Raw genomic sequence first — 18,537 nt, forward strand, 5'->3', positions numbered from 1 at the left:
AGCGTCCTCCGGCTTCGGGCGCTGAGCCCCGTCGCCGGGCTGTGTCTTCCGCCGAGTCGGAGTGTTCGTCTGTGTCTCCCGCGGAGTCGGAGCGTTCTCCTGTCGCCTCCGCTGAGTCGGAGCGTCCCTCTGCGTCTCCTGCCGAGTCGGAGCGTCCTCCTGCCGCCTCTGCCGAGTCGGAGCGTCCGCCCGCCGCCACCGAGCCGCAGCGCCCGCCCGCCGCCTCCGCCGAGCCGCAGCCCCCGTCCGCCTCTCCCGCCCCGTACCCTGCCGCGCTGTCGGCGCCGGGGCGCGCCGCCACCCCGCCAGCGCCTGCGCCTGCCCTGCCCCCCTCCTCCGTCGGCCGCGGCGGTGTCGCCGCGCTCTCCGTCGGCTATCAGATCGGTGTCGCGGTGGCCCTCGCTGTCGTCGCCATCGGCGTCTGGGTGCACCTCGGCATGGTCTTCCTGCACGTCGCCCCGTCGAACACGGTCACCAAACAGCACGGCACGGCGGTCTACGACTGGATCAACCCGGAGTTCGAGCAGAACTGGATGCTCTTCGCGCCCAATCCGCTCCAGCAGAACATCGCGGTCCAGGTCCGCGCCGAGGTCGCCACGGCGGAGGGCGGAGTGCGGACGACCGGCTGGTACGACCTGTCCGCGCAGGACGGCCGGGCCATCGACGGCAGCCTCCTGCCGAGCCACACGCAGCAGAACGAGCTGCGCCGGGCCTGGGACTTCTTCGTCTCCACGCACGACGGCCGGAACCGTGCGAGTGGCCTGCGCGGCTCGCTGTCCGAGACGTATCTGCGGCGCATCGTGGTGCTGCGCCTGGAGCGGGAGGACGCGGCCGGGCCGGGCGGAGTCGTCGAGCGTGTCCAGGTCCGTGCCCGCACGACCAATGTGCGCCCGCCGAAGTGGAGCCGCGAGCAGATCCCGGACGACCCGGTGTATCGCGAGCTGTCGTGGTGGTCGCTCCCGGCGGGCGAGGCCGAGGGGGGCGTACGGTGAACCGCTTCGCCCTGTCGGTCTCGCGCGGTATCGCCCGCGTCACCGAGTCGGCCCTCGGCCCCTACCAGACGGCCGTCATCCGCATCGGCTTCAGCGCGACCTGGCTGCTGTTCCTGTTGCGCGAGCTGCCCCACCGCCAGGAGCTGTACGGCCCCGACGGTCCCTGGAGCTGGGGTCTCGCCGAGCAGCTGATCGCGGACAACGGCGCCTTCACGGTGCTGATGTGGTCGGACGGCCGCGTCTGGTTCGAGACCGTCTACGTGCTCGCGGTCCTGTCGAGCGTGCTGCTGATGCTGGGCTTGCGCACGCGCGCGATGTCCGTGCTGTTCATGCTCGGCGTGCTCTCGCTGCAGAACCGCAGCGTCTTCATAGGGGACGGCGGCGACAACGTCCTGCACCTGATGTCCGTCTATCTGGTGTTCACCCGCTGCGGCCAGGTGTGGTCGCTCGACGCGCGACGGGCACGGCTCGCGCGGCAGGCACACGCGCGTGGGGAGCGCGCGGGGGACCGCGTCGGCCCTGCCCTGTGGGGTGTGCTGGGACTCGGACTGGCCGTGGCGACCCTGGCCGGCTGGCTGTTCGACGGTGACCCTTTCGTGCCGTCCCTTCTGTGGGCGGTGTGGCTCGCACAGGGGCTGTGGTGGGTCGTCGGGCGCCGGGCGCGGTTCGCCCAGCCGCGGATCATGCTCGATGTGATCGCCAACATCGTCCACAACGGCGCGCTGCTCGTGATCATGGCCGAGGCCTGTCTGATCTACGCGACGGCGGGCTGGTACAAGATCCAGGGCTCGCGCTGGCAGGACGGCACCGCCGTCTACTACCCGCTGCACCTCGACTCCTTCTCCCCCTGGCCGGCACTCGCCGACCTGATGTCGTCCAGCGGCGCGATGGTGATGATCGTGACGTACGGGACCGTCATCGTGCAGGTCGCCTTCCCGTTCACGCTGTTCAACCGGCGGGTCAAGAACGTCCTGCTGGCGGTCATGATCACGGAGCATGCCGTGATCGCGGTGGTGCTCGGGCTGCCGTTCTTCTCGCTGGCGATGATCACGGCCGACGCGGTCTTCCTGCCGACGTCGTTCCTGCGTCTGCTGGGCGACCGGGCGGCACGCGCGCGGGGACGGCTGAGGGCGGGCGGGAGCCGTACGAAGCTGCCGGAGCAGCGCGCCCCGGGGGACAGGGAGAACACGCACGTAGGCTTCACGGCATGACCGACCCCGCCCCCGATCCCGATCCCGTGAGCGTCTGGCACCGGCTCGCCGGCTCTCGCGTACTGCTCGACGGCTTCCACGCGCTCAAGCACGCGCTGCGCTTCGGGGCCGAGGTCCCGGTGGCGGTCACCACCGATCGCGCGGCCGCGCTCGCCCTGGCCGGCGCACTGGCCCCGGACGTACGCGACGCGCTGGACGCGCTGCTGGCCGAGGTGCCGGAGTCGACGTACACCTCTCTCGTGCCGCGCCCGCATCCCACCGCTGTGGCCGCCCTGGCCGTACGCCCGGAGCGCGCCGCGCATCTGGCGAGGCTGACGCGTCTGCCGCGCAGCACCCCCGTCGTGGTCCTCGACCACCCGCGCAACCTGGGCAACGCGGGGGCAGTGATCCGGCTGGCCGCCGGCTTCGGGGCGACCGGCGTCGTCACGACCGGGATGCTCGACCCCTGGCACTTCACGGTCGTGCGCGGCGGTGCGGGGCTGCACTTCGCGACCGCGGTGGAGCGGCTGGCGGTCGACGAGCTGCCGCCCGGGCCGCTGTTCGCCCTCGACCCGGAGGGCGAGGACATCCGGGGGCTGAAACTGCCGGACGACGCGCTGCTCGCCTTCGGCTCGGAGCGCAGCGGGCTGTCCGGGGAACTCCGCGCGCGTGCCGACCACTTGGTGTCGCTGCCGATGCGCCCCCAGGTCTCCAGCTACAACCTCGCGACCAGTGTGGCCATGACGCTGTACCACTGGAGCGCCACCGGGGGCGCACCGCACGTCCCTTAGAAGGCGTCAGGAGAGGCCGGTGCCGGCCAGTGGTGGCCGGCGATCCTGTCAGGCCTCCCGGCGGACCTCCACCACGCGGAAGCGGTTCGCCACGAACGCGCCGTCGCACAGGGCCGAGTTGGCCGCCGGGTTGCCGCCCGAGCCGTGGAAGTCGGAGAAGGCGGCCGTCTGGTTGACGTACACCCCGCCGGTGAGGTTCAGCGACAGCTGGGCCGACTCCTCCAGGCAGACCTCCTGCACGGCCTGCTCGAACTCCTCGTCGGAGGTGTACGCGCCGACGGTCATCGCGCCCTTCTCGCGGACCGTGCGCCGCAGCAGCTGAAGCGCCTCGGCCGCCGAATCGACGGCCACGGCGAAGGAGACCGGACCGAAGCACTCGTTCATGTAGGCGGCTTCGTCGTCCGGCTTGGCGCCGTCCAGCTTCACGATCACCGGCGTCCTGACGACCGCGTCCGGGAACTCCGGGTTGGCGATCTCCCGCGAGGCGAGGGCGACTTCGCCCAGACCGGCCGCCGCCTCCAGACGGGCCTTCACATCGGGATTGACGATGGCGCCCAGCAGGGCGTTCGCGCGCGCGTCGTCGCCGAGGAGACCGTCCACCGAGCGGGCGAGGTCGGCGACGACCTCGTCGAAGGTCTTGGGGCCCTCGTCGGTGCGGATGCCGTCGCGGGGGATGAGCAGGTTCTGCGGGGTCGTGCACATCTGGCCGCTGTACAGCGACAGCGAGAACGCCAGGTTGGCGAGCATCCCCTTGTAGTTGCCGGTCGACTCCACGACCACCGTGTTGACGCCGGCCTTCTCCGTGCAGACCTGCGCCTGGCGGGCGTTGGTCTCCAGCCAGTCGCCGAACGCCGTCGAGCCCGTGTAGTCGATGATCCGGATCTCGGGACGGGTGGCCAGCGTCTTGGCGATGCCCTCGCCGGGCCGCTCGGCGGCCAGCGCCACCAGGTTCGGGTCGAAGCCGGCCTCGGTGAGGACCTGGCGCGCGACCTGCACGGTGAGCGCGAGCGGCAGCACCGCGCGCGGGTGGGGCTTGACCAGGACGGCGTTGCCGGTCGCCAGGGAGGCGAACAGACCCGGGTAGCCGTTCCACGTCGGGAAGGTGTTGCAGCCGATGACCAGCGCGATCCCGCGCGGGACGGCGGTGAACTGCTTGGTCAGCGCGAGCGGTTCGCGCTTGCCCTGCGGCTTGGTCCACTCGGCCGTGTCGGGTGTGCGGATCTGCTCCACGTACGCGTACGCCACCGCCTCCAGGCCGCGGTCCTGCGCGTGCGGGCCGCCCGCCTGGAACGCCATCATGAAGGCCTGGCCGCTGGTGTGCATGACCGCGTGCGCGAACTCGTGCGTCCGGTCGCTGATCCGCTTGAGGATCTCCAGACAGACCACCGCGCGCATCTCCGGGCCCGCGTCGCGCCACGCGCGCTGACCGGCCTTCATGGCCGGCAGCAGCACCTCGATGTCCGCGTGCGGGTAGGTCACACCCAGCTCGATGCCGTACGGCGAGGTTTCGGCGCCCGTCCAGTCGTCCGTGCCCGGCTGGCCGAGGTCGAGGCGGGTGCCCAGGAGGGCGTCGAAGGCGGCCTTGCCCGCCGCCGCGTCCAGGCTGCCGCCCTCGCCGTAGGCCTTGGGATGTTCGGGATGCGGCGACCAGTACGCGCGTGTGCGGATTGCTTCCAGCGCCTGGTCGAGGGTCGGCCGGTGCTGGGCGATCAGCTGGAGCGCGGTGAGTTCGGCGGCCATCGGGGACCAACTCCTCGTTTCAAGAGCTCTTCCTCGAGCTCATGACCTGGGCAGAAAGATGGGCAGGAACAGCCAGTCAGAGTTAGAGTAACCGAACGATCGGTCGGGACAAGGGGGCCTGCCGCGTCTGTGGAAAACGCCGTGCGGGAGGATCGCGCACATGACAGCACTCGACCTCAGCAGCCCCGTGGCCGTGGTCGGCACCGGCACCATGGGCCAGGGCATCGCCCAGGTCGCGCTGGTCGCGGGCCACATCGTGCGGCTGTACGACACCGTCCCCGGCCGCGCTCGGGAAGCGGCCGCCGCGGTCGGTGCCCGCCTCGACCGGCTCGTCGCGAAGGACCGGCTCTCGGGCGCCGACCGGGACGCTGCGCGCGCCCGCCTGCTGCCCGCCGACCAGCTCGCCGACCTCGCTGACTGCGCCCTGGTCGTCGAGGCCGTCCTGGAGCGGCTGGACGTCAAGCAGGAGCTGTTCCGGAAGCTGGAGGACATCGTCGGCGAGGACTGTCTGCTCGCCACCAACACCTCCTCCCTGTCGGTGACCGCCATCGGCGGCGCCCTGCGCAGTCCCGGGCGGTTCGTGGGCCTGCACTTCTTCAACCCCGCACCGCTGCTGCCGCTCGTCGAGGTCGTCTCCGGGTTCGCCACCGACGTCACGTCGGCCACGCGCGCGTACGAGACGGCCCGCGCCTGGGGCAAGACACCGGTCGCCTGCGCCGACACCCCCGGCTTCATCGTCAACCGCATCGCGCGCCCCTTCTACGCCGAGGCCTTCGCGGTCTACGAGGCCCAGGGCGCCGATCCCGCCACCATCGACGCGGTGCTGCGCGAGTGCGGCGGCTTCCGGATGGGCGCCTTCGAGCTCACCGATCTCATCGGGCAGGACGTCAACGAGTCCGTCACCCACTCCGTGTGGCAGTCCTTCTTCCAGGACGTGCGCTTCACGCCGTCCCTCGCCCAGCGGCGCCTGGTCGAGTCGGGCCGCCTCGGCCGCAAGACCGGACAGGGCTGGTACGACCACCGGGACGGCGCCGAGCGCCCCGAGCCGCACACCGCCGAGCAGGCACAGCCGCCCGCGTTCGTCGTCGCCGAGGGCGACCTGGGCCCCGCGTCCGAACTGCTCGCGCTGATCCGCGAGGCGGGCATCCAGGTGCGCGAGGACGACGAGGACCACGGCACGCGTCTGGTGCTGCCCGGCGGCGGACAGCTGGCCCTCGCCGACGGCCAGACCTCCGTGGAGTTCCGGGACGTCGTCTACTTCGATCTCGCCCTCGACTACCGCAGGGCCACCCGCATCGCCCTGTCCGCCTCCCAGGACACCGCGTCCCGGACCCTCGCCGAGGCCACCGGCCTCTTCCAGGCGCTCGGCAAGCAGGTCAGCGTCATCGGCGACGTCCCCGGCATGATCGTTGCGCGTACGGTCGCCCGGATCGTCGACCTGGCGCACGACGCCGTCGCCAAGGGCGTCGCCACCCAGGAGGACATCGACACCGCGATGCGCCTGGGCGTGAACTACCCGCTCGGTCCCTTCGAGTGGAGCCGTCGGCTCGGCCGCAACTGGGCGTACGCCCTCCTCGACGACCTGCATCTGCGCGACCCCTCGGGGCGCTACGCGCCGTCCCTCGCGCTGTACCGCCACGCGTACGCCACCGACAAGCGGGAGGGCAGCGCCCCATGACCACCGCCAAGCGCGACACCTACACGCCGGAGACGCTGCTGTCCGTCGCGGTGCGGGTCTTCAACGAGCGCGGCTACGACGGCACCTCCATGGAGCACCTCTCCAGGGCCGCCGGTATCTCCAAGTCCTCGATCTACCACCATGTGGCGGGCAAGGAGGAGCTGCTGCGGAGGGCCGTGAGCCGGGCGCTGGACGGGCTCTTCGGGATCCTCGACGAGGAGCCCGCGCGCGCGGGGCGTGCCGTCGAGCGGCTCCAGTACGTCGTACGGCGCATGGTCGAGGTGCTCATCGCCGAGCTGCCGTATGTGACGCTGCTGCTGCGGGTGCGCGGGAACACGGACACCGAGCGATGGGCCCTGGAGCGGCGCCGCGAGTTCGACCACCGGGTCGCCGAGCTGCTGAAGGCCGCGGCCGCCGACGGGGACGTGCGCGGCGATGTGGAGGTGCGGCTGGCGACGCGCCTGGTGTTCGGGATGATCAACTCCATAGCGGAGTGGTACCGGCCCGACGGGCGGGGCGCGGGGGAGCGCGAGGTCGCCGACGCCGTGGCCCAGCTGGCCTTCTCGGGGCTGCGCAGGGAGCTCTGAGCCCCGTACGGAGCGCCGGGAGACGGCGGCGGCTCAGCCCTGTGGCTCCAGGTCCTCCTCCTCGAACACCAGCAGTGTGCGCGTGCTCAGCACCTCCTCGATCGCCTGGAGCCGGGTGAGCACCAGCTCGCGCAGCGCCCTGTTGTCCGGCGTGTGCACCAGCAGCAGCACGTCGAAGTCGCCGCCCACCAGGGCGATGTGGGACGCGCCGGGAAGCTGTCTGAGCTGTTCGCGCACCGTGCGCCAGGAGTTCTGGACGATCTTCAGGGTGATGTAGGCCGAGGTGCCGTGGCCGGCGCGTTCGTGATCCACGCGGGCGCCGAAGCCGCGGATCACACCGTCCTCGACGAGACGGTTGATCCGCGCGTAGGCGTTGGCGCGCGAGACATGGACCCGTTCGGCGACCGACCGTATCGACGCCCGGCCGTCCGCCTGGAGCATCTGAAGGATGTCCTGATCGATCGCGTCCAGCGGCCTGGGGGGCGGAAGAGCGGGCCCGCTGTCCGGGCCCTCGGCCATTTGTTCAGGTGCCATGTCCCCCCGCCTTCCCGGCATGGACGTACTGCCTCTATATGAGGCTGTGGAGAACCGTTTGTCCACAGCCCGAAGGGACCTGTAGCCAAAATGTGCCGGCGACCGAACAATCGGTAGGTGAGGCGGGTCACAGGACTGACGCGCCCGTAAGCCGCTCCCACAAGGAGGTGCCGTCATGACGGTCATGGAGCAGCGGGGCGCGTACCGGCCATCGCCGCCGCCCGCCTGGCAGCCCCGTACCGACCCCGCGCCGCTGCTGCCCGACGCGGCTCCGTACCGCGTCCTCGGCACCGAGGCCGCAGCCAAGGCCGACCCGGCCCTGCTGCGCCGCCTGTACGCCGAGCTGGTGCGCGGACGCAGGTACAACGCGCAGGCCACCGCCCTCACCAAGCAGGGCCGCCTCGCCGTCTACCCCTCCAGCACCGGCCAGGAGGCCTGCGAGGTCGCCGCCGCGCTCGTCCTGGAGGACCGTGACTGGCTCTTCCCCAGCTACCGCGACACGCTCGCCGCCGTCGCCCGCGGCCTCGACCCCGTCCAGGCGCTCACGCTTCTGCGCGGCGACTGGCACACCGGCTACGACCCGCACGAGCACCGCGTGGCCCCCCTGTGCACCCCCCTCGCCACCCAGCTCCCGCACGCCGTCGGCCTCGCGCACGCAGCCCGCCTCAAGGGCGACGACGTGGTCGCGCTGGCGCTGGTCGGCGACGGAGGCACCAGCGAGGGCGACTTCCACGAGGCGCTGAACTTCGCCGCCGTCTGGCAGGCGCCGGTCGTCTTCCTGGTCCAGAACAACGGCTTCGCGATCTCCGTCCCGCTCGCCAAGCAGACCGCGGCCCCGTCGCTGGCCCACAAGGCTGTCGGCTACGGCATGCCCGGCCGCCTGGTCGACGGCAACGACGCCGCCGCGGTGCACGAGGTCCTCGCCGACGCCGTGCGCCACGCGCGCGCCGGTGGCGGTCCCACGCTGGTCGAGGCGATCACCTACCGCGTCGACGCCCACACCAACGCCGACGACGCGACCCGCTACCGCGGCGACGCCGAGGTCGAGACCTGGCGCGGACACGACCCGATCGCGCTCCTGGAGCACGAGCTGACCGAGCGCGGCCTCATCGACGAGGACGGCATCCGGGCGGCGCGGGACGCCGCCGAGACCATGGCCGCCAATCTGCGCGAGCGCATGAACCAGGACCCGGTGCTCGACCCCATGGACCTCTTCGCTCACGTGTACTCCGAGCCCACAGCGCAACTGCGGGAGCAGGAGGCCCAGTTGCGGGCGGAGCTGGACGCCGAGCAGGAAGAGGCCCACTGATGACCACCGTCGCCCTCAAGCCGGCGACCATGGCGCAGGCCCTCACGCGCGCGATGCGCGACGCGATGGCCGCCGACCCGACCGTGCACGTCATGGGTGAGGACGTCGGCACCCTGGGCGGTGTCTTCCGGGTCACCGACGGCCTCGCGAAGGAGTTCGGCGAGGACCGCTGCACGGACACCCCGCTGGCCGAGGCCGGCATCCTCGGCACGGCCGTCGGCATGGCGATGTACGGGCTGCGCCCGGTCGTCGAGATGCAGTTCGACGCCTTCGCCTACCCGGCCTTCGAGCAACTGATCTCGCACGTGTCCCGGATGCGCAACCGCACGCGCGGCACGATGCCGCTCCCGATCACCATCCGCGTCCCCTACGGCGGCGGCATCGGCGGCGTCGAGCACCACAGCGACTCCTCCGAGGCGTACTACATCGCGACTCCGGGACTCCATGTCGTCACCCCCGCGACCGTCGCCGACGCCTACGGGCTGCTGCGCGCCGCCATCGCCTCCGACGACCCGGTCGTCTTCCTCGAGCCCAAGCGCCTGTACTGGTCGAAGGACTCCTGGAACCCCCAGCACCCGACGGACGTCGAGCCGATGGGCCGCGCGGTGGTGCGGCGCTCCGGCCGGAGCGCCACACTCATCACGTACGGGCCGTCCGTACCCGTCTGCCTCGAAGCCGCCGAGGCGGCACAGGCGGAGGGCTGGGACCTCGAAGTCGTCGATCTGCGCTCCCTGGTGCCGTTCGACGACGAGACGGTCTGCGCCTCGGTGCGGCGGACCGGGCGCGCGGTCGTCGTGCACGAGTCGGGCGGGTTCGGCGGCCCGGGCGGGGAGATCGCGGCCCGCGTCACGGAGCGCTGCTTCCATCACCTGGAGGCGCCGGTGCTGCGCGTGGCCGGGTTCGACATCCCCTACCCGCCGCCGATGCTGGAGCGCCACCACCTGCCCGGCGTGGACCGGATCCTGGACGCCGTGGGGCGTCTGCAGTGGGAGGCCGAGGGCTGATGGCACAGGTGTTGGAGTTCAGGCTCCCCGACCTCGGGGAGGGACTGACCGAGGCGGAGATCGTGCGCTGGCTCGTCCAGGTCGGCGACGTCGTCGCCGTCGACCAGCCCGTCGTCGAGGTCGAGACGGCCAAGGCGATGGTAGAGGTGCCGTGCCCCTACGGCGGCGTCGTGACCGCCCGCTTCGGCGAGGAGGGCACGGAACTGCCCGTCGGGGCCCCGCTGATCACGGTCGCGGTGGGCGCGCCGGCCTCCGACGGGCAGAGCGAGGGCTCGGGCAATGTGCTGGTGGGCTACGGCACCTCGGAGGCACCCGCGCGCCGCCGCAGGGTCCGGCCGGGGAGCAAGGCGCCCGCCGCGCCCTCCCCACCCCCCGCGTCCGCTGCGGCCAACGGGCATACAAACACGGACACCGCCGGCCCGCCCGACGGTCCCGTCCCGGTGATCTCGCCGCTGGTGCGCCGGCTCGCCCGGGAGAACGGCCTGAACCTCAGGGAGCTGACGGGCTCCGGCCCCGACGGGCTGATCCTGCGCGCGGACGTGGAGTACGCGCTGCGTGCGTCCGCCGCGCGGGGGCGGGCCCCGCAGCCCGCCACCGTGCCGCCCGCACAGGTGGCAGAGCCCCTGCGCCCTGCTCCCGCGCCGGCCGCGGCCGTACCCGCCGGTGCCGGCACCCGCATCCCCCTCAAGGGCGTCCGCGGTGCCGTCGCGGACAAGCTCTCCCGCAGCCGCCGCGAGATTCCGGACGCCACCTGCTGGGTGGACGCCGACGCCACGGAGCTCATGCGGGCGCGGACGGCCATGAACGCGGCCGGAGGGCCGAAGATCTCCCTCCTCGCCCTGCTGGCCCGTATCTGCACCGCCGCACTCGCCCGTTTCCCCGAGCTCAACTCGACGGTCGACATGGAGGCCAGGGAGGTCGTCCGGCTCGACGCGGTGCACCTCGGCTTCGCCGCGCAGACCGAGCGCGGGCTCGTCGTGCCCGTCGTCCGGGACGGGCACGCGCGTGACGCCCAGGGGCTCAGCGCGGAGTTCGCCCGGCTCACCGAGGCCGCTCGCGCAGGGACGCTGACCCCCGCGGAACTCACCGGCGGCACCTTCACGCTGAACAACTACGGCGTGTTCGGCGTCGACGGCTCCACGCCGATCATCAACCACCCCGAGGCGGCCATGCTCGGCGTCGGCCGTATCGTCCCCAAGCCCTGGGTCCACGAGGGCGAGCTGGCGGTGCGGCAGGTCGTGCAGCTCTCGCTCACCTTCGACCACCGGGTGTGCGACGGCGGCACCGCGGGCGGTTTCCTCCGGTATGTCGCGGACTGTGTGGAGCAGCCGGCGGTACTGCTGCGCACGCTCTGACCACACCGCCTCCCCCGCGTTCCCCTGTGATCGCGGCGGCACGCATACTCGTGGGGTGACCTCGTACGAGTCCGCCGGCGACCCCGGCGCCGGCACCGGCCGCGCGCCGGGCACCGCCGATGCCGTGCACGACGTCCCGTACGACGCCGTCGTGCTGGCCGGCGGTGCCGCCCGGCGGCTCGGCGGCGCGGACAAGCCCGGCCTGCAGGTGGGCGGCCGCCCGCTGCTCGACCGTGTGCTGGCCGCCTGCGCCGGTGCGCGCACCATCACCGTCGTCGCCGACGCCCGGCCGACCGCACGGCCCGTGACCTGGGCGCGCGAGGATCCGCCCGGCGGCGGACCGCTGGCCGCACTCGACGCGGGGCTCCGGCACACCACGGCGGAGCAGGTCGTCGTGCTCTCCGCCGACCTCCCGTTCCTCGGCGAACCGACCGTACGGCGGCTGCTGGCCGCCCTCCGCTCGAGCGGCACCGACGGAGTGCTGCTCACCGACGCCGACGGACGCGACCAGCCGCTCGTGGCCGCGTACCGCACCCAGGCGCTGCACCGGGAGCTGGCCGCGCTCACCGCCGCCGCACCGGCCGGCGGCCCCGAGTCGGCAGGTGGCCTGACCGGGCTGCCGCTGCGCCGGCTGACCGCCCGGCTCGATCTCACTCGCGTCCCCGACCCCGTCGCGTCCTTCGACTGCGACACCTGGGACGACCTCGCCACCGCCAGGGCACGCATCAGGGAGCATGGGCACGTGTTGGATGAATGGATTTCCGCAGTCAAGGACGAGCTGGGCATCGATCTCGACGTCGACACCGGCGTCCTGCTCGATCTGGCCCGGGACGCCGCCCACGGTGTGGCAAGGCCCGCGGCCCCGCTGACCACCTTCCTCGTCGGCTACGCGGCCGCGCGGGCCGGCGGCGGCCCGGACGCCGTGGCCGAGGCGTCCCGCAAGGCCGCGGCCCTCGCCGTGCGCTGGGCGGACGAGGACGCCGACGCCAAGACCGACGTGGCTCCCGACGCCACGCCCGACCGCCGCCCGGACGCCGGATGACCACGCGGGGCGCCCGGGCCGGCGAGGGCGCTCGGTACCGTGACGCCGACGACCTCGACGTCGAGGAGGCACTCGCCCTCGTGAAGGAAGACAACGGCCGCGCTCAGGCCGAGTCCGTGCCCGCGCCCGCAGCACAGGGCGCCCGGCCCGGCCCGGCCGCCCGCCACGCCGCCACCCCGTGGCCGCAGGCACGCGCCATCGCGGCACGCGCAGCCGCCCGCTCCGAGGCCCCCGGCACGCACCGCGCCGCCGTGTCCGTGCCCCTGGACCTGGCTCTCGGGCTCACCCTGGCCGCTCCCCTGACCGCCCTCACCGACCTGCCCTCCTTCGACACGTCGGCCATGGACGGCTGGGCGGTCGCCGGACCCGGCCCCTGGGACGTGCGCGACAAGGGCGTGCTGGCCGGGCATGCCGAGCCCGCGCCCCTCACCGACGGCGAGGCGGCCCGTATCGCCACCGGCGCCCGCATCCCCCCGGACACCACCGCCGTGCTCCGCAGCGAGCACGGCCGCACCGACGACAAGGGCCGGCTGCACGCCACCCGCGGCCTGGTCCACGGGCAGGACATCCGCCCCCGCGGCCAGGAGTGCCGCAGCGGTGACCAACTGCTGCCGGTCGGCACGCTGGTGACCCCGGCCGTGCTCGGCCTCGCCGCGGCCGCCGGCTACGACACCGTCACCGCGGTCCCCCGCCCCCGCGTCGACGTCCTGATCCTCGGCGACGAACTGCTCACCGAGGGTCTGCCGCATGACGGCCTGATCCGGGACGCACTCGGCCCCATGCTGCCGTCCTGGCTGCGCGCGCTCGGCGCCGAGGTCACCGGCGTCCGCAGACTCGGCGACGACGCCGAGGCACTGCACAAGGCGATCACGAGCTCCGACGCCGACCTGATCGTCACCACCGGCGGCACCGCCTCCGGCCCGGTCGACCACGTCCATCCCACCCTGCGCCGGATCGGCGCCGAACTCCTCGTGGACGGCGTCAAGGTGCGCCCCGGCCACCCCATGCTGCTGGCCCGCACCAAGGAGAACCAGCATCTCGTCGGACTGCCCGGCAACCCCCTCGCCGCCATCTCCGGCCTGCTCACCCTCGCCGAGCCGCTGCTGCGGACGCTCGCGGCACGCCAGGCCCCGGAGCCGTACACGCTGCCACTGAAGGACACGGCGCACGGGCATCCGTACGACACCCGGCTCATCCCCGTCGTCCTGCGCGGTGACCACGCCGTCCCGCTGCACTACAACGGCCCGGCCATGCTGCGCGGCGTCGCGGCGGCCGATGCCCTCGCCGTCGTCCCACCGGGCGGTGCCCGGGCGGGTCAGGAGGCCGAACTGCTCGATCTGCCGTGGGCCTCCGCGGGCATCGGGGTGTGTTTCACGTGAAACTTCCGGGTCATGACGCGATCGCCCGCCAGGCGGGCGAACATCTTGTGACCCATCGCGTGAGACTCCCGAGGAGGGTGGTGGAGCACCCTTTCCGGCAGGTCGCCAGGCGGCTGTTGCTGGCCCTGGGTCTGCTGGTCGCGACCGCGCTGATCGTCTTTGCAGACCGTGCGGGCTACAACGACAACTCCGACGGCTCCGTCGATCTGCTCGACTCCTTCTACTACGCGACCGTCACCCTCTCGACCACCGGATACGGCGACATCACCCCGGTCAGCGACGCCGCCCGGCTCACCAACATCTTCGTCATCACGCCCCTCAGGGTGCTGTTCCTGATCGTCCTCGTCGGCACCACCCTTGAGGTCCTCACCGAACGCACCCGTGCGGAATGGCGGCTCAACCGCTGGAGGTCCACGTTGCGTGATCACACCGTCGTCGTCGGCTTCGGCACGAAGGGGCGCTCGGCGATCCAGACCGTCCTCGCCACGGGGATGAAGAAGGAACAGGTCGTGGTGGTCGACCCGAGCGAAAAGGTGATCGAGGCGGCGACCGCCGAGGGGTATGCGGGGGTCGCCGGGGACGCGACGCGCAGCGATGTCCTCAACCGGGCAGAGGTACGGCGGGCACGGCAGATCATCATCGCGACCCAGCGCGACGACACGGCGGTCCTGGTGGCGCTGACGGCCCGGCAGCTCAACCGTGGCGCGAAGATCGTGGCGGCGGTGCGCGAGGAGGAGAACGCTCCGCTGCTGAAGCAGTCCGGCGCCGACGCGGTGATCACCAGTGCCAGCGCGGCGGGCCGGCTGCTCGGCCTGTCCGTGCTCAGCCCCGCGGCCGGCATGGTGATGGAGGACCTCATCCACCAGGGCAGCGGGCTCGACATCGTCGAACGGCCGGTCATAAAGGCCGAGGTGGGCAGGACGCCGCGGGAGACGGAGGACCTGGTGGTGAGCGTCGTACGCGGGCACCGGGTGCTCGGATACGACGATCCGGCCGTCGGCACGCTGGAGTTGACGGATCGGCTCATCACCATCGTGCGGGCGACGCCGGGCACCCAGATCGCGCCCGACGTCCGCCCGCTCCCGCGCGCCTGACTACTTGCGGTTGTACAGCCGCATCGTGATGGGCCCGAAGATCAGCACGAAGAGGCCGGCCCACCCCAGCGACCAGGCGATCTCGTCGACCGGCCAGTCACCGGCCATCAACTCCCGCACCGCCGACGACAGATGGGTGATCGGGCTGTTGTTGACGAAGGCCTGGAGCCAGCCCGGCATGGTCCTCGGGTCGACGAAGACGTTGGACAGGAAGGTGAGCGGGAAGATCACCATCATGCTGACGCCCATCACCGACTTCTCGGTCCGCAGCAGCAGCCCGAACATCGTCCAGATCCACGAGAACGCGAACGAGAAGACGATCAGCAGCGCGATCCCGGCGAGCACGCCGACGACCCCGCCGTCCGGCCGGTAGCCGAGGACGACGCCGACGGTGAGCATCACGACGGACGCGATCGCATAGCGCAGGGCGTCCCCGAGCAGATAGCCGACCATCGTCGACGGCCGCCAGATGGGCAGGCTGCGGAACCGGTCGAAGACGCCCTTCTCGATGTCCGTGTTGACCGAGACACCGGTGTACATGGTGATCATCACGACCGACATCACGAGGATGCCCGGCAGCAGGAACTGGATGTACTTCTCCGGGGAGCCGGCGAGGGCGCCCCCGAACAGGTACGTGTACATCAGCACCATCATGATCGGGAACGCGGTGACGTCGAAGAGCTGCTCCGGCACGTGCTTGATCTTGAGGATCGCCCGCCAGCCGAAGGTCAGCGAGGCCGAGAAGGCGCTGGGGCGCGGCGGACGCTGCCCCGCGACGAGCAGAGCGGCCAGCGACTCGGCGCTGACGGGGGCGAGGTCCTTGGCCTCCGTGGTCGTCACGGTGCTCATGCCGTCACCTGGTCCTTCGCGTCCTTGGTGTCCTGGGTGTCCTTGGTGTCGTGTCCGGTGAGGACGAGGAAGACCTCGTCCAGGCTGGGCTGCCCCAGCGAGAAGTTGTCGACGGTGACCCCGGCGCGGGCCAGTTCGCCGAGTGCCCGGGCCGCCTGCTCGGCGGCGGTGTCGCTCGCCGCCGTACCGACACGGGCGGTCAGCGCCACCGGATCCGGCTCCGGCTGCACCTGCGCGTCGAGGGTGCGACGCAGCACCTCGGCCGCGAGGGGCCGCTGTCCCGCGTCCCGCAGCCGCAGATGTACGGTCCCGGCGCCGACGGACGCCTTCAGCTCGCCCTTGGTGCCCTCGGCGATCACCCGGCCGTGGTCGATGACGGCGATCCGGGACGCCAGTTGGTCGGCCTCGTCCAGGTACTGCGTGGTCAGCAGCACGGTCGTGCCCTGGGCGACCACCGCGCGCACGATGTCCCACACCTGGTTGCGGCTGCGCGGGTCGAGCCCGGTCGTGGGCTCGTCGAGGAAGAGCAGCTCGGGGGTGTTGAGGATGGACGCGGCGATGTCGATACGGCGCCGCATGCCGCCCGAGTAGTGCTTGACCTGCTTTCCCGCCGCGTCCGTGAGCCCGAAGGCCTCCAGGAGTTGCCCGGAGCGCTCCCGGGCGGCCTTCTTGCCATGGCCGAGGAGCCGGCCGAGCAGGACCAGGTTCTCGGTGCCGGTGAGGTCCTCGTCCACCGAGGCGTACTGGCCGGTGAGGCTGACCCGGCCGCGTACCTCGTCGGCCTCGCGCACGACGTCGTGGCCGAAGACATGGGCCTCGCCGCCGTCGGGCCGCAGCAGGGTGGCGAGCATCTTGACGGTGGTGGTCTTGCCGGCGCCGTTCGGGCCGAGGACGCCGTAGACGGTGCCCGTGGGCACGGCCAGGTCGACGCCGTCGACCGCCCTCGTCTCACCGAACGTCTTCACCAGGCCCGCTGTCTCGATGGCCAGGCCGGACGTGTGCTGGCTCATGGTGGGGTGTCCTTCCGCGTACTCGGGTTACGCATGGGGAGACCTTTACGGTCGCGCAAACTCATCGGTCGCGCACCGGGATTTATGAGAGATCGGTCCCATGGCCGATGCGGGTCCGCCCGGGACAGAGGAGGGCCGGGGAGCAGGAGTAGCGTCCCCCTCATGCATGCGATCACGATTCCCGAACCTGGTGGGCCCGAGGCGCTGGTGTGGGACGAGGTCCCGGATCCGGTACCCGGCGAGGGCGAGGTGCTGGTCGAGGTGGCGGCCGGCGCCGTGAACAGGGCCGACATCCTGCAGCGGCAGGGCTTGTACGATCCGCCCCCCGGCACCTACCCGTACCCCGGTCTCGAGTGCTCCGGGCGGATCGCCGCGCTCGGCCCCGGTGTCTCCGGCTGGGCCGTCGGCGACGAGGTGTGCGCGCTGCTCGCGGGAGGTGGCTACGCCGAGAAGGTGGCCGTCCCGGCCGGCCAGCTGCTGCCCGTTCCCAAGGGGATCGGCCTCACACAGGCCGCCGCGCTGCCCGAGGTCACCTGCACGGTCTGGTCGAACGTCTTCATGGTCGCCCATCTGCGCCCCGGCGAGACGCTGCTCGTGCACGGCGGCTCCAGCGGTATCGGCACCATGGCGATCCAGCTCGCGAAGGCCGTGGGCGCGAAGGTCGCCGTCACGGCGGGCACACGGGAGAAGCTGGACCGGTGCGCCGAGCTGGGCGCCGACATCCTCGTCAACTACCGGGAGCAGGACTTCGTGGCCGAGGTGAAGAAGGCCACGGACGGCGCGGGCGCCGACGTCATCCTCGACAACATGGGCGCGAAGTACCTGGACCGCAACGTCCGGACCCTCGCCGTCAACGGGCGGCTCGCGATCATCGGCATGCAGGGCGGCATCAAGGCCGAGCTGAACATCGCCACGCTGCTGACCAAGCGCGCCGCGATCAGCGCGACCTCGCTGCGCGCCCGCCCGCTCGGCGAGAAGGCGGCCATCGTCGCCGCCGTGCGCGAGCACGTCTGGCCGCTGCTCGACGCCGGCCATGTACGCCCGGTCGTCGACCGCGAGCTCCCCATGAGCGACGCGGCCGCGGCCCACCGGGTCGTGGAGGAGAGCGCCCATGTGGGCAAGGTGCTGCTGGTGACGCCGTAACCCTGCCGGAGCTGAGCGCCCGCTTCACATGCCGCGATGTGCCGTCGATCGTCTGCGGCCCGTCGTGGATGGTCGCGCGGTTCCCCGCGCCCCTGGACGGCGCCGCCGAACCGCAGTGGCCTTCGCTCGACCTGCTCAGCCGCGGCGCAGCCGCAGCCCGAGGAACGCGAGGCCCAGGCCGAGGCCGACGAGCATCAGGCCGCTGCCGAGGGGCAGGATCGGCAGCGGGGAGCCGGCGGGGCTCCCGGGGTGCGCGAGCAGGTCGGGCGCAGTAGGGGGCCCGGACGGCATCCCGGCGGCCTCCCGCGACGGCTCGGGCACGACGGTGACCTCGCCGAGGCCGCCCTCGTCGGTGCCCGGCACGTTCTGCGCCGTCTCGTCCCGCGGCGGCGGTACCTCCTGCCGCCCGGGCCGCTGCCGCCCCTCACCCGCCAGGCTTCCCGCGCGCGACGGATCGGCCGCGGACGCGGAGGCATGCGGTGAGGCGGCGGGCCGGCCGACGGGCCCGGCCCCGGCGCGGTACGACGGCCCACGGCCGTGCGGCCACGCATCCTCCCGCCACCGGAGCCGGTCCCGTCCCTCGTCGTCCGCCCGGTGCCCGGCCCGCGAGCGCTCCGCCGCGGGTGCCGGGGTCCCGGCCGCGGGCGAGGACCAGTGGCCGCCGGGCAGGGACTCGGCGCCGTACGAAGGCATCGCACCGTACGGCGACACGAGGACGCCCGCCCCCAGGGCGATCAGCAGTCCCGTCGCGCGCAGTCCGCGCAGCCATGGCGTCACGGAACAAGCGTCACATTCAATGCGCATTCCGGCATTCCGGCATTCCGGGTTCCGCCGACGGGC

At 72.5% G+C, this 18,537-nt stretch carries 17 protein-coding genes; 12 read left to right on the plus strand and 5 right to left on the minus strand.

From position 1 onward, the window contains the following. The first annotated feature begins 71 nt into the window (after window positions 1–71). From F7R91_RS06455 to F7R91_RS06465, 3 genes are read left to right on the plus strand one after another with little or no spacing between them, the layout of a single operon-like run. On the plus strand, window positions 72–992 hold the full coding sequence (locus F7R91_RS06455) for a DUF5819 family protein (RefSeq protein WP_225320542.1): 921 nt from the start codon (window positions 72–74) through the stop codon (window positions 990–992). Further along, window positions 989–2,203, plus strand: a complete 1,215-nt coding sequence (locus F7R91_RS06460) for an HTTM domain-containing protein (RefSeq protein WP_150945375.1) — start codon at window positions 989–991, stop codon at window positions 2,201–2,203. Before F7R91_RS06455 ends, F7R91_RS06460 begins: the two co-directional genes overlap by 4 nt. Next, a complete protein-coding gene (locus F7R91_RS06465; protein WP_150945378.1) occupies window positions 2,200–2,973 on the plus strand; it encodes a TrmH family RNA methyltransferase in 774 nt (257 codons plus the stop codon). Before F7R91_RS06460 ends, F7R91_RS06465 begins: the two co-directional genes overlap by 4 nt. A 48-nt stretch (window positions 2,974–3,021) precedes the next feature. Here the strand turns inward: F7R91_RS06465 and paaN are convergent, their stop codons facing one another. After that, the gene (paaN, locus tag F7R91_RS06470; protein ID WP_150945380.1) at window positions 3,022–4,713 is read right to left on the minus strand and encodes a phenylacetic acid degradation protein PaaN; all 1,692 of its coding nucleotides are present in this window, start codon (window positions 4,711–4,713) and stop codon (window positions 3,022–3,024) included. A 160-nt stretch (window positions 4,714–4,873) separates the two neighbouring features. Between paaN and F7R91_RS06475 the strand changes: the two genes are divergently transcribed. After that, a complete protein-coding gene (locus F7R91_RS06475) occupies window positions 4,874–6,391 on the plus strand; it encodes a 3-hydroxyacyl-CoA dehydrogenase (RefSeq protein WP_150945382.1) in 1,518 nt (505 codons plus the stop codon). Continuing rightward, a complete protein-coding gene (locus F7R91_RS06480) occupies window positions 6,388–6,978 on the plus strand; it encodes a TetR/AcrR family transcriptional regulator (protein ID WP_150945384.1) in 591 nt (196 codons plus the stop codon). The genes F7R91_RS06475 and F7R91_RS06480 overlap by 4 nt, the downstream gene beginning before the upstream one ends. A 33-nt stretch (window positions 6,979–7,011) precedes the next feature. Here the strand turns inward: F7R91_RS06480 and F7R91_RS06485 are convergent, their stop codons facing one another. Continuing rightward, on the minus strand, window positions 7,012–7,512 hold the full coding sequence (locus F7R91_RS06485) for an Lrp/AsnC family transcriptional regulator (protein ID WP_408056009.1): 501 nt from the start codon (window positions 7,510–7,512) through the stop codon (window positions 7,012–7,014). A gap of 175 nt (window positions 7,513–7,687) precedes the next feature. On the opposite strand from F7R91_RS06485, the gene pdhA reads away from it, so the two are divergent. From pdhA to F7R91_RS06515, 6 genes are read left to right on the plus strand one after another with little or no spacing between them, the layout of a single operon-like run. Continuing rightward, window positions 7,688–8,821 (plus strand): pyruvate dehydrogenase (acetyl-transferring) E1 component subunit alpha, encoded by a 1,134-nt coding sequence (pdhA, locus tag F7R91_RS06490; protein ID WP_150945386.1) that lies wholly within the window; start codon window positions 7,688–7,690, stop codon window positions 8,819–8,821. Further along, window positions 8,821–9,825, plus strand: a complete 1,005-nt coding sequence (locus F7R91_RS06495) for an alpha-ketoacid dehydrogenase subunit beta (protein WP_150945388.1) — start codon at window positions 8,821–8,823, stop codon at window positions 9,823–9,825. The genes pdhA and F7R91_RS06495 overlap by 1 nt, the downstream gene beginning before the upstream one ends. Next, entirely contained in the window at window positions 9,825–11,180 is a 1,356-nt protein-coding gene (locus tag F7R91_RS06500) for a dihydrolipoamide acetyltransferase family protein (protein WP_150945390.1), read from the plus strand. Before F7R91_RS06495 ends, F7R91_RS06500 begins: the two co-directional genes overlap by 1 nt. Window positions 11,181–11,235: 55 nt before the next feature. Then, window positions 11,236–12,222 carry an NTP transferase domain-containing protein gene (locus F7R91_RS06505; protein ID WP_191971373.1) on the plus strand — a complete coding sequence of 329 codons (987 nt, stop codon included), beginning with the start codon at window positions 11,236–11,238 and terminating at the stop codon, window positions 12,220–12,222. After that, window positions 12,219–13,601, plus strand: coding sequence for a molybdopterin molybdotransferase MoeA (locus tag F7R91_RS06510; protein ID WP_150945392.1), 1,383 nt, complete (start codon window positions 12,219–12,221; stop codon window positions 13,599–13,601). The genes F7R91_RS06505 and F7R91_RS06510 overlap by 4 nt, the downstream gene beginning before the upstream one ends. Continuing rightward, complete coding sequence (locus tag F7R91_RS06515; protein WP_150945394.1) at window positions 13,589–14,695, plus strand: potassium channel family protein; 1,107 nt, start codon at window positions 13,589–13,591, stop codon at window positions 14,693–14,695. The genes F7R91_RS06510 and F7R91_RS06515 overlap by 13 nt, the downstream gene beginning before the upstream one ends. Here F7R91_RS06515 and F7R91_RS06520 read toward each other — a convergent pair whose 3' ends face one another. Together F7R91_RS06520 and F7R91_RS06525 are read right to left on the minus strand one after the other, a co-directional pair. Then, a complete protein-coding gene (locus tag F7R91_RS06520) occupies window positions 14,696–15,544 on the minus strand; it encodes an ABC transporter permease (protein ID WP_150945396.1) in 849 nt (282 codons plus the stop codon). Then, a complete protein-coding gene (locus tag F7R91_RS06525; RefSeq protein ID WP_150945398.1) occupies window positions 15,541–16,554 on the minus strand; it encodes an ATP-binding cassette domain-containing protein in 1,014 nt (337 codons plus the stop codon). Before F7R91_RS06525 ends, F7R91_RS06520 begins: the two co-directional genes overlap by 4 nt. 162 nt (window positions 16,555–16,716) lie before the next feature. Between F7R91_RS06525 and F7R91_RS06530 the strand changes: the two genes are divergently transcribed. Further along, complete coding sequence (locus tag F7R91_RS06530; RefSeq protein WP_150945400.1) at window positions 16,717–17,697, plus strand: NAD(P)H-quinone oxidoreductase; 981 nt, start codon at window positions 16,717–16,719, stop codon at window positions 17,695–17,697. A gap of 135 nt (window positions 17,698–17,832) precedes the next feature. Here F7R91_RS06530 and F7R91_RS06535 read toward each other — a convergent pair whose 3' ends face one another. After that, the gene (locus F7R91_RS06535; protein ID WP_150945402.1) at window positions 17,833–18,474 is read right to left on the minus strand and encodes a hypothetical protein; all 642 of its coding nucleotides are present in this window, start codon (window positions 18,472–18,474) and stop codon (window positions 17,833–17,835) included. Between the last annotated feature and the right edge of the window lie 63 nt (window positions 18,475–18,537).

The sequence above is a fragment of the Streptomyces luteolifulvus genome (assembly GCF_008806595.1).
GTDB classification, from domain to species: Bacteria; Actinomycetota; Actinomycetes; order Streptomycetales; family Streptomycetaceae; genus Streptomyces; species Streptomyces luteolifulvus.

Excerpts from the sequence above, each read along its gene's own strand:
- F7R91_RS06465 (WP_150945378.1), top strand. The coding sequence starts at position 2,200 with ATGACCGACCCCGCCCCCGATCCCGATCCCGTGAGCGTCTGGCACCGG.
- paaN (WP_150945380.1), bottom strand. The coding sequence starts at position 4,713 with ATGGCCGCCGAACTCACCGCGCTCCAGCTGATCGCCCAGCACCGGCCG.
- F7R91_RS06475 (WP_150945382.1), top strand. The coding sequence starts at position 4,874 with ATGACAGCACTCGACCTCAGCAGCCCCGTGGCCGTGGTCGGCACCGGC.
- F7R91_RS06480 (WP_150945384.1), top strand. The coding sequence starts at position 6,388 with ATGACCACCGCCAAGCGCGACACCTACACGCCGGAGACGCTGCTGTCC.
- F7R91_RS06485 (WP_408056009.1), bottom strand. The coding sequence starts at position 7,512 with ATGGCACCTGAACAAATGGCCGAGGGCCCGGACAGCGGGCCCGCTCTT.
- pdhA (WP_150945386.1), top strand. The coding sequence starts at position 7,688 with ATGACGGTCATGGAGCAGCGGGGCGCGTACCGGCCATCGCCGCCGCCC.
- F7R91_RS06495 (WP_150945388.1), top strand. The coding sequence starts at position 8,821 with ATGACCACCGTCGCCCTCAAGCCGGCGACCATGGCGCAGGCCCTCACG.
- F7R91_RS06500 (WP_150945390.1), top strand. The coding sequence starts at position 9,825 with ATGGCACAGGTGTTGGAGTTCAGGCTCCCCGACCTCGGGGAGGGACTG.
- F7R91_RS06510 (WP_150945392.1), top strand. The coding sequence starts at position 12,219 with ATGACCACGCGGGGCGCCCGGGCCGGCGAGGGCGCTCGGTACCGTGAC.
- F7R91_RS06520 (WP_150945396.1), bottom strand. The coding sequence starts at position 15,544 with ATGAGCACCGTGACGACCACGGAGGCCAAGGACCTCGCCCCCGTCAGC.
- F7R91_RS06525 (WP_150945398.1), bottom strand. The coding sequence starts at position 16,554 with ATGAGCCAGCACACGTCCGGCCTGGCCATCGAGACAGCGGGCCTGGTG.
- F7R91_RS06530 (WP_150945400.1), top strand. The coding sequence starts at position 16,717 with ATGCATGCGATCACGATTCCCGAACCTGGTGGGCCCGAGGCGCTGGTG.